This is a genomic window from Tatumella sp. JGM94 (genome assembly GCF_018257595.1).
GTDB lineage: Bacteria > Pseudomonadota > Gammaproteobacteria > Enterobacterales > Enterobacteriaceae > Tatumella > Tatumella punctata.
On record NZ_JAERJN010000009.1, the window covers coordinates 105,662 to 121,605 of the forward strand.

At 51.1% G+C, this 15,944-nt stretch carries 12 protein-coding genes; 3 read left to right on the top strand and 9 right to left on the bottom strand.

Going from position 1 to position 15,944, the window contains the following annotated elements; all coding sequences use genetic code 11:
- Positions 1-5: 5 nt before the first annotated feature.
- The gene (gene aaeX / locus JK216_RS08580; protein ID WP_212707595.1) at positions 6-209 is read right to left on the bottom strand and encodes a p-hydroxybenzoic acid efflux pump operon protein AaeX; all 204 of its coding nucleotides are present in this window, start codon (positions 207-209) and stop codon (positions 6-8) included.
- 243 nt (positions 210-452) lie between these two features.
- On the opposite strand from aaeX, the gene aaeR reads away from it, so the two are divergent.
- Entirely contained in the window at positions 453-1,373 is a 921-nt protein-coding gene (gene aaeR / locus JK216_RS08585) for an HTH-type transcriptional activator AaeR (protein WP_212707594.1), read from the top strand.
- A gap of 51 nt (positions 1,374-1,424) precedes the next feature.
- On the opposite strand, the gene tldD is transcribed toward aaeR, so the two are convergent.
- The 8 genes from tldD to csrD form a co-directional block, all read right to left on the bottom strand.
- A complete protein-coding gene (gene tldD, locus JK216_RS08590; RefSeq protein ID WP_212711521.1) occupies positions 1,425-2,870 on the bottom strand; it encodes a metalloprotease TldD in 1,446 nt (481 codons plus the stop codon).
- Positions 2,871-2,938: 68 nt separating this feature from the next.
- A complete protein-coding gene (gene yhdP, locus JK216_RS08595) occupies positions 2,939-6,757 on the bottom strand; it encodes an AsmA2 domain-containing protein YhdP (protein WP_212711520.1) in 3,819 nt (1,272 codons plus the stop codon).
- A gap of 153 nt (positions 6,758-6,910) precedes the next feature.
- Complete coding sequence (rng, locus tag JK216_RS08600) at positions 6,911-8,380, bottom strand: ribonuclease G (protein WP_212707591.1); 1,470 nt, start codon at positions 8,378-8,380, stop codon at positions 6,911-6,913.
- On the bottom strand, positions 8,370-8,963 hold the full coding sequence (locus JK216_RS08605) for a nucleoside triphosphate pyrophosphatase (RefSeq protein ID WP_212711519.1): 594 nt from the start codon (positions 8,961-8,963) through the stop codon (positions 8,370-8,372). The genes rng and JK216_RS08605 overlap by 11 nt, the downstream gene beginning before the upstream one ends.
- 8 nt (positions 8,964-8,971) lie before the next feature.
- Entirely contained in the window at positions 8,972-9,400 is a 429-nt protein-coding gene (mreD, locus tag JK216_RS08610) for a rod shape-determining protein MreD (RefSeq protein WP_249213077.1), read from the bottom strand.
- Positions 9,401-9,459: 59 nt separating this feature from the next.
- Entirely contained in the window at positions 9,460-10,470 is a 1,011-nt protein-coding gene (gene mreC / locus JK216_RS08615) for a rod shape-determining protein MreC (RefSeq protein ID WP_212707588.1), read from the bottom strand.
- Positions 10,471-10,617: 147 nt separating this feature from the next.
- On the bottom strand, positions 10,618-11,661 hold the full coding sequence (gene mreB / locus JK216_RS08620; protein WP_025903794.1) for a rod shape-determining protein MreB: 1,044 nt from the start codon (positions 11,659-11,661) through the stop codon (positions 10,618-10,620).
- Between the two features lie 337 nt (positions 11,662-11,998).
- Complete coding sequence (gene csrD, locus JK216_RS08625) at positions 11,999-13,930, bottom strand: RNase E specificity factor CsrD (RefSeq protein ID WP_212711518.1); 1,932 nt, start codon at positions 13,928-13,930, stop codon at positions 11,999-12,001.
- Positions 13,931-14,165: 235 nt separating this feature from the next.
- Between csrD and msrP the strand changes: the two genes are divergently transcribed.
- Positions 14,166-15,170 (top strand): protein-methionine-sulfoxide reductase catalytic subunit MsrP, encoded by a 1,005-nt coding sequence (msrP, locus tag JK216_RS08630; protein ID WP_212707586.1) that lies wholly within the window; start codon positions 14,166-14,168, stop codon positions 15,168-15,170.
- Positions 15,170-15,784: a protein-methionine-sulfoxide reductase heme-binding subunit MsrQ gene (locus tag JK216_RS08635; protein WP_212710934.1), complete on the top strand. Its 615-nt coding sequence runs from the start codon at positions 15,170-15,172 to the stop codon at positions 15,782-15,784. Before msrP ends, JK216_RS08635 begins: the two co-directional genes overlap by 1 nt.
- Positions 15,785-15,944: the final 160 nt, after the last annotated feature.

A 15,944-nucleotide genomic window follows, 5' to 3' on the forward strand; every position in this document is an offset into this window, starting at 1 on the left:
AAACCTCAGACCATTAAACTGGAGACAAAATAAAAGACACAGCAATACAGCGCTGTGTTAAAAAGAGAAGGATGCCAGACAAGATCATAGATCCCGCTGGGTGTGAGGATCCTTTTCACTACCCAGAACAGCAGCAATGACAGGATCAGCTCGACAAAAATAGGCGGAAAAGATAGCCCAAAAACGACTAAAACCGGATGCACACTCATTTTAAATCCTTTGGAATAAATATCTTACACCCGGCCAACCAGTAACCGATAGTCGTTAACATCAGAGCAAACGTTGCCTGATGGCAGGTTAACCACAAGCCTGTGTCAGAACACATGGATTCGTATAATTTCAGAAGTTACGGTAAGCACATAAATTATCGACCGGATCTCATTATAGTAACGTGTCTGATAGTTAGTTTTCTACATTATGTGACATAAATCACTTTTAAGTCAGAGTTAATAATGGAACGGTTAAAAGGTATGTCAGTTTTTGCGAAGGTTGTCGACCTGGGGTCCTTCACAGCCGCGGCTCGTCAGCTCCGGCAAAGTGTTTCTTCAGTCAGCCAGACAATCGCGAAACTGGAAGATGACTTACAGGTTAAATTACTCAACCGTAGTACCCGCAGTATTGGTTTAACCGAAGCAGGCAGGATTTATTATCAGGGCTGCAAACGGATGCTAAACGAGGCATCGCAGGTCCATGAGCAAATTTATGCGTTTAATAACACGCCAATTGGTATGCTGCGTATCGGCAGTACCACTACCATGGCCCGGAACGTACTGTCACCGATGACAGCCAAACTGCTGAATGACTTCCCGGGACTGAGCGTTAATCTGATCACCGGTAACCCTTCTCCGGATTTGATTGCTCATGGGCTGGATTTAGTGATCAAAGCCGGCAAACTGGAGAATTCGGCTTTATTCTCACGACGGCTGGGAAGTATGCCAATGGTACTCTGTGCATCCGCACATTTTCCGGAACTGCGTAATTTACCGGCCAGCCCCGAAGAATTAGAACGTTTTGTCTGGCTGGAATACAGTGTTTCGCCTTATAACCAATTCAGGCTGATAGCCCCCGACGGTCATCACCTGAAGATGTCGCCGAAAGGACGGTTTGCGACCAATGATCCCCTGACGCTGATTGGCTGGCTGAAAGCCGGTTCGGGGATCGCTTATATGCCGCTGATGTGGGTACTTGATGAAATCAAACGCGGTGAAATTGAGATCCTGTATCCCCGGTATCAGTCGGAACCCCGTCCGGTTTATGCGCTGTTCACCGAACGGGACAAATTACCCCTGAAAGTACAGGTATGTATTGATTATCTGACAGAATACTTCCGGGAAATGGCAGTAAAGTATCAGGAATATCGTGCCAGACTCTGACCCGCATCACTTTATCAGCACTACGGGTCAGCCTCAGAGAGCAAACGCTGCTCAGGCGGTCCCGCCGACGGTCAGTTTATCCAGTTTCAATGTCGGTTGTCCTACGCCAACCGGTACGCTCTGCCCGTCTTTTCCGCAGACACCGACTCCTTTATCCAGCGCCAGGTCATTACCGACCATCGAAACCTGCTGCATCGCTTCGATACCGGAACCAATCAGGGTCGCCCCTTTGACAGGTGAAGTAATCTTTCCTTTTTCGATCAGGTACGTCTCAGAGGTCGAGAATACAAATTTACCGGAAGTAATATCTACCTGACCACCACCAAAGTTTGGCGCATACAGCCCGAATTCAACACTTTCAATAATATCCTGTGGCGTTGATTTCCCTGCCAGCATGTAAGTATTGGTCATCCGTGGCATCGGTAAATTCGCATAAGATTCACGGCGGCCGTTACCGGTCGGTGACACACCCATTAGCCTGGCATTCAGCTTATCCTGCATATAACCTTTAAGAATACCGTTTTCAATCAGTACATTATACTGACCAGGTACGCCTTCATCATCGATGGCCAGAGAGCCACGGCGTCCTGACATGGTGCCATCATCAACAATAGTGCAGAGTTCTGAGGCCACTTGCTGTCCTAGTTTCCCGCTAAAAACCGATGTTCCGCGACGGTTAAAGTCGCCTTCCAGACCATGGCCTACGGCTTCATGCAATAGCACTCCCGGCCATCCTGCACCCAGCACTACCGGCAAGGTACCTGCCGGTGCGGCGATTGCCGAGAGGTTGACCAGAGCCATACGGACCGCCTCTTTTGCCCAGGCATCGGCACGGACATCCCCGTCTTCGTCGGCAAGGAAAAAGTCATAACCGGTACGCGCACCACCACCACTGGCACCACGTTCACGTTTACCCTGGTCCTCGACCTGTACACTGACCGACAATCTGACCAGCGGGCGAATATCTGCCGCCAGAGTACCGTCAGTCGCAGCCACCAGTACCTGTTCATAAACACCTGTCAGACTGACACTGACTTCCTGTACCCGCGGATCAGCTACTCTGGCGACCTTATCCACCCGGTGTAATAAGGCTATTTTATCATCACGGGTCAGGCTATCCAGCGGATTCAGTATCGGATAGCGCGGAGTATGATCCACTTTCGCCAGTGTTTTTATTTTTCCGTTACCCGCTTCACGGACAATACTGCGCGCAGCTTCTGCACTCCGGGTCAGTGCTTTCAGCGTCAGTTGATCGGCATAAGCAAAACCGGTTTTTTCGCCACTGATGGCACGGATGCCCACACCCTGATCGATATTCCACGATCCGTCTTTAATAATACCGTCTTCGAGTACCCAGGATTCATGGTAACTCGACTGAAAGTAAAGGTCGGCATAATCCAGACGGCGTTCTGAAAGCTGGCCTAACCGGGAAAATAGATCCTGCTGTGTAATGTTATTAGCAGTTAGCAGGTGCTCACTTACCAGACTCAGTGTCATCGTTTCTCACTCGTATTATCGCGTTTAGATATAGCCTGCTGTAATTCTGCTCTGTCGTCAAATCTGAGTCATTTCTCAGACCGTGGCTGACGCAGTACTTCTTCTATTTGCGGATCGTCCATCGTGCCACCAATATGATAGCGTAGCAGTGAAATTTTATTCCACAGCGGCGCCAGTACTTTACTGGCGGCAAATACCGCCGCGCCAACCACCGGATTGATCACAAATGCAGTAGCCACGCTGACCGAGGTCGAAAGTTCAGGCGCAACCACCGCTTCAAAGCCTAAGCGCCGTCTGACAAAATCAGCTTTGCCCTGCATAGCAATATCCGCTTCCAGCCCGTCGATCAGCAAATTGTCAGTCTGTAATACCCCGTTTTCAATCCATGCGGTGCCTGAGACCGAATCAAAGTAGAAGCCTTTATTGCTGAAAGTATCTTTAAAATCAAAGCTGAGTTTACGTAATAATGCATCCACGCTCACCAGCCGCAGTAACTGACCGGCTCTGCCGGTGCTGATATTTTCAACCACACCTTTACCAGTGTTCAGCTTCAGTATACCGCTCAGGCTTGAAATGTCCGGTTTCCAGGGGACATTCCGCCAGTGTAAATCATAATCAAGAGTCACAGGAGCTTCCCTGACCGGGGTAGTCACACCAAACCACTGACTGGTCTGACCAATATCCTTACTGCTCAGCTGACCTTTAAGGGCCGAACGCGGAGCCCCCGGAATATTGTCCCATTCTCCGCTGATCTTCAGCCGGGCCTGGCCGGAATCTACCTGGCCATTAGTGAGTACTAACTTGCTTCCTGAGGGGGTCAGGCGACCGGCAACTCTGCCAAAATTCTGCCCGGCAAACCAGCACTGCTGGCAATTCATCTGCAGAGCTGGCCACTGGCTGAAATTGAGTGCCGGGGTATCTGTATCCTGACGATTCAACAGCGTCCCTGATACTGACTGCGGATTGTAATACAGATAATTCAGATCCAGCTGCCATGGCTGACGCTGGTTTATCCGTAACTGACCACGAATTTCTTTACCCGAAGCTGTAACCTGTGTATTCCCCGCAACTGACTGTGACAGGGAGACCGTCAGATCATTCCAATACTGCCCGCCCAGATTCAGTGACTGTGTATGTAACTCTATATTCCCCGGCAGTTTCAGCTGTCCGACAGCTGGCACTGAAGATGGTATTGATTTCGCGGATGACAGGTGATTACTGCCGAATAATGACAGCCATTGTTCACCCTCCAGTGGCGGTAAATTCAGTACCATCGCCCCTGTGGCAGGTAGCGCAGGGATCTTAGTGGTATTATTTTTCCAGATTCCGCGCTCAAGTCGTAGCTCCGGCTCCAGCAGCCAGCGGCTGGTGAAACGCTGAGCGTTACCGGCACTGCCATTCAGAATAAAACTCTGCAGGTCACCCGTCACGTTAACCGAAAACGGGAACTGACCGCCAGCTGGTTTCGATAGCGGAGCAGGTAAGTGACTGCTTACACCACCGGCATCGCCGCTGATGTTCACTTTATAGCTGGCTTCACCGTGATAGGGTAAACGAATATCCACGTTACCCTGCCACGGAAAACGTCCTCTGAGTCGTGAGCGCAGAACATCCGGCAGTACCGTTAATGTTGCCGGAGACCAGACAGATTGCAGACCGACGTTGACGGTAAAGTCGTCTTTTTGTTGCTGAGTGGAAAAACTGAAAGTCACTGGCTGCCCAAACCATGTCGCCTGAACAGGATCACTGCTTAATGCGCCATTGTTATAGCGGAAATTACCACGCAGGTTTTTCAGGGTGGTTTTCAGGGGCCGGATAAATAAATCATTGTGGTTAAATACCACATTTCCGGTGGCTGTCACCGCTTTTCCGTCCAGCGGAATATCCAGATTCAGATGGCCGCTGACATCACCTTTAATCTGTAACTGAGCTAAGGCTGCTGCCAGCGATGTTTCCAGCGGCGTTTGTTTAAAATAGTCATGGATATCGCTGCCGCTGCCGGAGATATCCCCATTAATAATCAGCTTTTCTTTACTGTAGTCCGGAATATCTGCGGTGACATTCGTCGCGACAGCGTTACCGAGCTGTGCCCGCGGTGCTTTCATCCACAGACCGTCGTTAGAAAAATTAAGGTCGATATTCAGGTTTTTGAGCGCCGGCCAGTCCGGCTGGAAGGCATAGGTGGCATCACGTAACGGTACACTGACCTGAAACATCCCTTCGTTATGCCTGAACGGAAAATCATGGGGATTACCGGCAAAAAGCAGTGTCGCATTACGGGTATTCCCCCCTTTAATCGCCCCGCTCAGATAATCGGTCAGCCCTTTCCCCATCAGATGATGGGGAAAATACCGCCAGGCATCTCCGGCATCAGATACACTGATGCCCGCCAGGATATCCAGACGCGGCTGCCCTTTGGCCGACTGTTGATAACGAAAATCACCACCCGCGTTAACCGAACGGGCAACCGCTTTCATATTTTTTCCGTCCAGCAACAAATTCCCCTGCCGGGTATCCCACGTCAGATCCCCGGAAAAAGACTGCATTTCAAGCGGTGCGCGGAACATATCCCCTATCGTGATATTCTGAGGTCCCCCGGCAATCGTCAGCTGGCCATTATCGAAACTGCCACTGCCGCTACCTGATAGTCCGCTGACCGCTGGTACTGACTGGGATTGCTGCCACCCCAGATCATGCCAGCTGGCCTGAAAACGGCTTTGCTGCGGATGCTGTAACGAAAAATCGACCGCCAGTCTATCCACACTGCCCTGAGGCTGCAGTGCCTGCCAGTGTTCGGCAAGCTCAGGTGCCAGCGGAGAAACCAGTGGCATCAGTGGTGCGAGACGCTGTAAATCAAGATGCGTGGCCCGTAACCTGATTTCAGAGGCATCTGCCGCCGGTAGCAGATTGTTCCCTTCAGGCTGCCAGTATAAGGATAAAAGCCCCTGCGGCCAGCGCTGCTGATCCGTTTCCAGCCCCGTCTGAGGGATCGCCAGAGTCCAGCCAGGACCGGACCGGGACAGATGTGCGGTCAGATTATCAACCGTTAACTGATGCTGCTGAGGTCCTGCCTGCCAGAGGGCACTGCCTTTACTCAGCAGTAAATCTCCTGAATCCATAACGCCATCTTTTAAAGTCACCCAGGCATTCAGGCTGAATTTTGCAGTTTGCAGTGTTGTGTTGTCATGCATCCAGCGCCCCAGCCAGGGTTTTACATCAACTGCATCCGCCTGTAACCAGATACGGCCATTATCAATGGTCTGTTTAACATCCCGCAGATCCAGCCTGACTTTCACCACACCATGTTGTCCGGTGAAGCTGCTCAGGCTGACTTCACCCTCAGCACGGTGCCGTTTACGCTCATTAAACCAGGTCAGACTGGGGATGGCCAGTTTGACTATTTGCCCGGACGGGGCGGGAAAGGTAACGCTGCTGTCACGCAGGATAAAGTGGTCAAACTGATGCAAAAAAAGGTTATTCAGCTGTTCGGAAGCCAGATGCCCGCTGCCGGCAGAGGAGGTGGCGGGTAAAGCAGGAAGCGTCAGTTGCAGTTGCCAGAAAGTCAGGTCACGGAATTGCAGACGGGCATGGAGTAATGACTGCCAGACATCAAGTGCCAGCCGGACATGAGAGACTTCCAGTTCGGTGCCATCATCAAGGGTGCTTTGCAGATCTTTGATTTCGATGGCGGGGCCGAAGTTTTCCCAGCGTCCGGTCAGTTCACCGGCGCTCAGGTTGCTGTCAGTGATGGCAGAGACAACTGACATAATACGGGGCCGGTAGTCGTTCATATAAGGCATCAGGATACGTAATCCGCTGATCAGCAACGCAACAATCACTATCAGCGCAGCAACGATCAGCGATAATATCCGGGGCAAACGCCTCACACAATTCTCCTTGAGATGCACTCAGTACACGAATCCGACAATACACAACCAATATGGCTGGCAGATATCCCTGCCCGTCCTGCAGTATAGCCGATCAGCGGCTTAACATCCCCCCGCCAGCGGAGAATACTTCCCCCGTCAGATCAGGGAAGATTACATCATAACCACATCAAACTGTTCGCGGGTGTACAGTGGTTCGGCATGAATTTTGACCTGTTTGCCGATAAAAATTTCCAGCTCAGCCAGTGCGTGAGACTCTTCACTCTTTAATGCCTCACCCACCGCCGGTGAAGCATACACCAGGAAGCGGTCCGTATCGTAGGCATGATGTACGCGGACAATTTCACGCATAATCTCGTAACACACGGTTTCAATCGTTCTGACGGAACCTCGCCCCTGACAGGAGGGACATTGTCCGCAGAGCACATGCTCAAGGCTTTCGCGGGTACGTTTACGGGTCATTTCCACCAGTCCCAGCGCAGAGAAGCCATGAATACCGGTTTTCACCCGGTCACGGCTCAGAGCCCCCTCCAGGGAGTGCAGCACGCGACGGCGATGCTCGCTGTTTGCCATATCAATAAAGTCGATAATAATAATCCCCCCCAGGTTACGTAACCGTAGCTGGCGGGCAATAGCCTGTGTCGCCTCGATATTGGTATTAAAAATCGTCTCTTCGAGATTACGGTGGCCGACAAATGCTCCCGTATTAATATCGATGGTGGTCATGGCTTCAGTCTGGTCGATAATCAGATAACCGCCGGACTTCAGCTCCACTTTACGCTCCAGCGCCCGCTGGATTTCGTTCTCGACATCATACAAGTCAAATACTGGCTGCTTACCGCTGTACAGTTCCAGTTTCTGAGTCACTTCCGGCATATATTCTGCGGTAAATTCCAGCAGTAGCTCGTAGGTCTGACGCGAGTCGATACGGATACGATCTAATTCTGCTTCTGCAAAATCGCGCAAGATCCGCTGTGCCAGCGCCAGCTCACCGTAAAGTAACGAACGGGTCTGATTCCTTTTTTTGCGCTCAGACACTTTACCCCACAGCCGTTTCAGGAATGCCGCATCCCGCGCCAGCTCTGTTTCACCGACGCCTTCTGCCGCCGTGCGGATAATAAAACCGCCGTTTTCGTCACAATAGTCTGCAACGACATTTTTCAGCCGCTCCCGTTCCTGCTCGCTTTCTATGCGCTGAGAAACACCGACATGAGAAGCCCCTGGCATAAAAACCAGATAGCGCGACGGTAAGGTTATATCCGTGGTGAGCCGTGCACCCTTGGTACCCAGCGGATCTTTCACCACCTGTACCATCAGGTCCTGTCCCTGGCGTACCAGTTCGCCAATATCACGGACATTAAATTTTTTCTGTTCTTCGCCGGCAACACACTCAGTATGGGGCATAATGTCCGACGCGTGCAGGAATGCCGCCTTTTCCAGACCAATATCAACAAATGCCGCCTGCATACCAGGTAACACCCGGCTGACCCTGCCCTTATAAATATTACCCGCTATCCCCCGTTTGGATTCCCTGTCAATATGGATTTCCTGCAGGATACCGCCATCAATATAGGCAACCCGTGTCTCCGAAGGAGTCACATTTACAAGTAATTCAGCCGTCATGATTATCCTTTTCCGCCGCTAACTTTTGTAACTGCCCGAGTAATTCTTCCGTCTCAACCAACGGAAGTCCGACCACCGCGTGATAACTGCCAGCGATAGAGCGGACAAAGCGCCCCCCTTTGCCCTGAATGCCATAAGCACCGGCTTTATCCATCGGTTCTCCGCTGGCAATATACTGATCAATATCTTCCGTGCTGAGCTGACGAAAGGTAACCTCAGTAATGACTTTACTGGTCAGAGAAAATTGCCGGTTTGCCACAGTAACCGCCGTTATCACCTGATGCGTTTTTCCAGAAAGCATCGCCAGCATCTGTCGGGCATGGACTTCATCACGTGGCTTTTCCAGCACTCTGCCTTCAGTCACTACGATGGTATCCGCGCCAATCACCGGTAAGTCCTGCGGTGCAATACGGACACCGGCTTGTGCCTTATCGACCGACAAACGACACACATAATCCTGCGGAGATTCGTCCTGATGACGGCACTCTTCAACGTCAGTCACTAAACGAGCAAAAGTAAGCCCTGACAGGGCCAGCAGTTCCTGACGCCACGGAGAACCGGAAGCAAGATATAAGCTGTGCATAGGGTTCCTTACTGAACAGCAAACTGATAACGAATTTTACGCATCAGCAAAAATAACCACGGCCAGAGAATACCGTTAACCAGCCCACCCCAGAAAATTTCCGGACGAAAGGCAACATCGCTGACCATAAATTCTGCCCAGAACACCACGACATCGACAAACAACGACAATACCGTCACCATGCAGGCCTGTTGCCAGAGGGCGAGATTACGGAATAGCTGAAATTTGTAAGCCACCAGATAGGCGACCAGACTTAATGCCAGTGCACGGACACCGAGGGTCGAACCAACAATAAGGTCCATTACCGCCCCGAGGAAAAAACCCGTCCCCACATTCACTCTGTGGGGTAAAGCCAGTACCCAGTACAGCAGAATAAGCAGTACCCATGATGGCCGGAACATATAAATTTGCTCCGGCCACGGCATCACTTCCAGCATCAGAGCAATAATAAAAGATAGCCAGATGACCCAGCGGCCCTGGCTGCGGTAACGGCTGCTCAAGGACGTTCTCCACGCACAGTATCTGCTGATGGCGTGGTGCTGGTGCTGCCGGTGCCGGCTGAATAATCACTGGTGGCCGTCTTACCTGCTTCACCTGCCGGTGGCAGTACCTGTGGCATCATTTGCATCAGTCGCTGATCCGCCGCCTGATGTACCGCTTCCGGCGTTACTGAATTGCTGTCTGTATCACCCGCGCCCCACAGCAACAACAGGTAACGCAGACGCTGTAACCCGGCCGTCGGCCTGGCCTGAATAATTGTTGCTGCCTGTCTGGTGTCCACTGTTACCGAAGAGACAACGGCCACCGGATATCCTTCAGGAAAACGCCCGCCCAGCCCGGAGCTGACTAACATATCACCCACCCGGATATCAGGGGTACCGGACATATTTTCCAGTTGCAGACTTTCTGAACACCCGGTCCCGGAGGCGATAGCACGGACATCATTACGTAATACCTGAACCGGTAAAGCATGGGATGCATCGCAAATCAGCATCACCCGGCTGCTGAATTTTCCGACAGAGACCACCTGACCGACGACGCCTTTATCACTAATCACCGGCTGACCTTCATAAACCCCGCTATCACTGCCCCGGTCAATGATCACCTGGTCACTGTAAGGATCTGCCCCGGCGGAGATCACCTGAGTAATCATTTTACGCTCACCCGGACGCAAGGGGGAACCGAGCAGCTCCCGCAGCCGGATATTTTCTTCTTTATACTGATCCAGCAGCAGCAACTGGCTATTCTTCAGCATCAGTTCCCGGCGTAATGCGGTATTTTGCTGTTCCAGCATTTGCCGTGAGGCAAAGGTTTCAGCAGCACCATCCAGAAAACGTCTCGGGCCATCAGCCAGAAAGTAAAACGGGCTTACCGAAGTATCAAGATAGCTGCGGATCTCGCGGAAAGAACTCATACGGCTATCAGCGATGATGATCGCTATCGCAGCAACTACTGCTAATACTAAGCGTAACTGCAGAGACGGTCCTCTGCTAAAAATCGGCTTCATAAATCCTGCGTGTTCCTCGACAAATATAAAGGGAGTGCGATTAGCCTGCACTCCCTTAGGCTGGACACGTCATCATTGGGTGTACATAAAGAGCAACGTGGCCGGCGAAAAACGCCAGCCAAAACATTACAGCTCTGCCAGCAAGGATTACTCTTCGCTGAACAGGTCCCCGCCGTGCATATCAATCATTTCCAGAGCTTTACCCCCACCGCGCGCGACACAGGTCAGCGGATCTTCAGCCACCACAACCGGGATACCGGTTTCTTCCATTAACAGGCGCTCCAGGTTCCGTAACAGTGCACCACCGCCTGTCAGGACCATACCCCGTTCTGAAATATCAGAAGCCAGTTCCGGCGGACATTGTTCCAGTGCCACCATGACTGCACTGACGATACCGGTTAACGGTTCCTGCAATGCTTCGAGGATCTCGTTGGAATTCAGGGTGAAACCGCGGGGAACACCTTCTGCCAGGTTACGGCCACGAACTTCAATTTCCAGAACTTCGTCGCCCGGATATGCAGAACCAATCCCGTGCTTGATGCGTTCGGCGGTCGCTTCGCCAATCAGTGAACCATAATTCCGACGGACATAATTGATGATAGCTTCATCGAAACGATCTCCCCCGATCCGGACTGATGACGAATAGACAACACCATTCAGAGAGATAACCGCGACTTCGGTGGTCCCCCCGCCGATATCCACGACCATGGAACCAGTCGCTTCAGAAACCGGCAGTCCGGCACCGATAGCCGCTGCCATAGGTTCTTCTATCAGGAAGACTTCACGGGCACCGGCACCTAATGCCGATTCACGGATAGCGCGACGTTCAACCTGGGTTGCTCCTACAGGCACACAGACCAGTACACGCGGACTCGGGCGCATAAAGCTGTTACTGTGCACTTGTTTAATAAAGTGCTGAAGCATTTTTTCGGTAACGAAAAAGTCTGCAATCACACCATCTTTCATCGGGCGAATCGCTGCAATATTACCAGGTGTACGACCCAGCATCTGTTTAGCTTCCTGGCCAACAGCTGCAACACTTTTTGGCGAGCCGGCACGATCCTGACGGATAGCAACCACAGAAGGCTCGTTCAGCACGATGCCTTGTCCTTTTACATAAATCAGGGTATTGGCGGTACCCAGGTCAATGGACAAGTCATTAGAAAACATGCCACGAAATTTTTTAAACATACTAAGGGGTAATCCTGCAAGCTGGGGGCGGAAAATAAAATCCGCTTACTTTACCAACCACTCGGAGCTGCCACAAGGCGCAAAAACATTCGACTCCGGTGAAAAAATAATCAATTGTAGATTTCTGTTATCATCGGCTATGACAACGCTCATCACAACACTGTAAACCCGACATTTTTCGGACAGACACATTTACCACTGACTCATGTCAGAAACAAAATCTAACATTTAGTGTTTAATTACTGGCTATCGCTATTCTGCGCGGACATTGAATTCATCAATGAAGAAAACAAATCCCTGCTCAGCAGGCTATTCCGCTCTCCGGCTGCCTTTTTTATCAGTTATCACGATGTACAAATTTAACCGGTAAGGGTGGCGCAATATAATCACCTTGTCCACCGCTAACCCCTAAATTTACCAGCGTCAGCCACTCTTCCTGTGTCCTGATCCCGGTAGCAAAGACTAATGTCGAACTGGAAAGGCAACTCTCTGCCAGACTGCTGACCAGTAACTGATTTTCAGGACGCCGGTCGATATTACGTACCAGCCCGGAGTCCAGTTTGACGATCTCTGGTTTCACCTGCTGTAAATAAGCACTGCTGACCAGTGTTTGCCCGGCCTGACTGACCACAATCCGGCACCCGAAGGCTGTCAGTCCACGCAAAACAGGCAGTAACCGGCAAATATGTTGACCGACATCTGCTTCAGCAAGTTCAAATAAAAAGTGTTTTCTTTGCGGCCGGGGGACATGTAATAGCATCTTATACAGCCATTGCACAAAAGAACCCTGTAACAAAGCATCTGTTGTCAGCGGGAATGACCATGCCTCTGGTTTGCCCGCCGCAGACAAGCTAATGATCCTCGTTAGCAACTGACGATCCCAGCAGGCAGCCATCCCCATATCGCAGACCAGCGGCATATACTCTGCCGCTAAAATATATTTTTTATCTTCTTTAATCCGTCCCTGAAGCGCCCGGTGGTGCACCTTTCCCTGCAAGTCAGTCACCGCTTTCTGATATAATCGCGGCCCGCCCTGCTGATAGGTTTTATCGAGCAATGTCCGCCAGCGTACGCTGCCACGGCCCATAGCGACGGCATGACTTTCTTCCACAGCCCAGTTATTCCCGCCCAGCAGCGTTGCCCTGCGCATAGCGATATGTAGCTGCTCCATCACTCCGGCTACTGACTGACCACGCCGCCAGTCACTGATCGCAATATGAATAAAATCTTCTTTATCATAATGATGCAGAGGCACCAGCGCGTCTGCCGCAGTCAGTAACTTAGCCGCAATGCTTTCAGCATCTTTCAGTGAACGATGCGGCAGCAGTACCGCATAATCCTGCTGAAAATAGCGGGCCAGTAATGCTCCGGGGTAGCAGGAGAGCAAAGCCGATATCCCATGCAAAAATTCGAACAGCCGCTGATTATCATCCTGGCCGTAGTTTCCTGTGCCGGGCAAATCAGCTTCGGAAAACCGAATCATCATGATACAGCCATGGTCACTGGCCTCTTCCTGTGTATCCAGTAAGGTGGCAAAACGATTATCAAAAAACAGCCGGTTATGCAGACCGCTTTCCGTATCCAGTGATGCAAATTCACGGATAAGCTTGTCAATCCTTGCCCGCCGGACCCCGGCCTGCTCTATTTCCTGTAATAAACGGTCCAGCGCCTGACCAATACCTGCAGGCCACTCTCCGCGATCCCCTTTCACTCCCGCAGAACGTTCTCCCTGTAATATCCGCCGGGTACGGGCTTCGAGTAAGGCAACACCCGTTGACTGCCGCAGTAACCAGAAATGCAATAACACCAGTAATACAGACATCACCAGCACGACAATACCCATAAAGACAAATGTTGATATTCCGATAAACGAACGCAGCCAGGTCCAGGCCGGATTAAGCATCGCAATACGCAATGTCAGAGAAGGATGGTAAAGCAACGGGGCAGAAAAAGAGTAAAACTGATTGGGCGTATCTTCAACCAGCGGAACTTCATGACGGCTCAGGGAAAGTACCGCCTGCTTACCATCATATAACTCGAGCTTTTCAATATTGACGACCGGCATAATGCCACGCAGCCATGGCTCCATTTCTGCCGGGGTATGGTTAAACAAGGACTGATCCACGGAGGTTGTCAGTGTATTAAACTGATGCTTAATTCTCTCTTTATTCAGCCATAGAAAACTGGCAATACACCCTGATAACATCAGTAGCATCGCCAGCATACTGACGAAAGTAATCACAGCGGTAAGGCGGGCTGTTGAACGCATCCATGTGCTCCCTGAGACAATGTCCATAAGACATTCACCACTCCGGGCGAATGTTCGGACAAAAATACCACATTGCTGCCAGCGAAACAGTGATAGTCCGTGGCAAATACATTTTTTTTACACTATTCGTTTTCACAGCCCCGGACATTGAGGATAGGATAAATACTGTCCCGGCGAGTACCACCGCTGATAAATACCTTATGCCCACCTGAATTTTCTAAAGGAAGCCCTGACGATGCGAAATCCTTTCAAAGAATCGGACGTTACTCCCGAACAGGTATTTAATCGTTCCCGTCGTGAGCTGCTGAAAATACTGGGGATCAGCGGTGCAGCCCTGACGCTCCCCGCGACCGCCAGGGCCGGGCTGTCCGACTGGCTTACGGGTTTATCTGCGCCCCCTTCGCCGGTAACCGATACCCGCCCGATAGATTTTTCGTCTCCCGCCGAATGGCAGGCTGGATTACCCCTGACGCCGGAGAATAAGGTCGAAGGTTATAATAACTTTTACGAATTCGGGATGGATAAAGCTGACCCGGCAGCTAACGCCAGCCATTTTAAAACGTCCCCCTGGCAAATCACTGTCGATGGTGAGGTATCCAGACCCGTCACCCTCAGCATGGAAGATATTTTTAAAAAATTCCCGATGGAACAACGGATTTACCGCATGCGTTGTGTTGAAGCCTGGTCAATGGTCGTACCATGGATAGGGTTCAGTCTGGCCTCACTGCTTAAACTCGCCGATCCCACCAGCCATGCCCGATATGTCGCTTTTCAGACCCTGTATGATCCACAGCAGATGCCCGGCCAGCGGGAGGGGCTGAACAGTGCCGGACTGCAGTATCCTTATGTGGAAGGTCTGCGACTGGATGAAGCCATGCATCCGCTGACCTTATTAACCACCGGTGTCTACGGGAAAACCCTGCCCCCGCAAAACGGTGCACCACTCAGACTGATCGTTCCGTGGAAATATGGTTTTAAAGGTATTAAATCGATAGTAAAAATCAGCCTGACCCGTGAACAACCACCAACAACCTGGAACCTGCTGGCTGCCGATGAGTATGGCTTTTATGCCAACGTTAACCCGCATGTTGATCACCCTCGCTGGTCACAGGCAACTGAGCGCGTTATTGGTGCTGGCGGACTTTTCGATGTCACCCGCCAGCCAACCCGAATGTTTAACGGCTATGCCAGCGAAGTGGCCGGTCTCTACCAGGGCATGGATTTACGGAGAAACTTTTAATGGCGAACCGGGAACGCAAAGCGTCTGTAAAATTGCTGATCGTCAAAGGTTTGTTACATCTTCTTGCTTTTAGCCCGTTTATCTATCTGCTGCTGGCGGTACGTGCCGGAGCATTCAGTGCCGACCCGGCAAAAGACATTCAGCAATTCACCGGGCTGACCGGGTTAAAACTCCTGACAGTCACCCTGCTGATCAGCCCTTTGTCCCGCTGGTTTCACCAGCCTCTGCTGTTGCGCTGCCGGCGGCTTATCGGATTATGGTGCTTCGCCTGGGCTACCCTGCATCTGCTCAGCTACTATTTTCTTGAACTTGGCAGCGGTAATTTAGCGTTACTGGCTCAGGAAATTATTCGCCGCCCCTATCTGACCCTCGGGATGCTCAGCTGGGTCGTCTTGTTATTACTGGCCGCGACATCCTTTTACAGAATACAACGGCGGATGGGAAAACGCTGGCAGCAACTGCATAATTGTATTTATCTGCCGGCAATTCTGGTGCCGCTGCATTATCTGTGGTCAGTGAAAGCCTGGCCCCTGCAACCTTTTATCTGGCTGACACTGGCGCTGTTACTCTGTGTCTTGCGTTCCCGGAAATTACTGCGAAAAACTCACCTTTGAAATTATCTGATTGGCTTCTTACGCTAATTTCTGTTAAAAAGCTCCGCAGAGTGACAAGTAACTAAACTTCGCAGATAAAACGACTATTGTGCGGCGAATTGCGACGAAACAGGTATACTTAAAAAAATCCCCCTGCAATAGCACCTCTTTTTCACCAGAA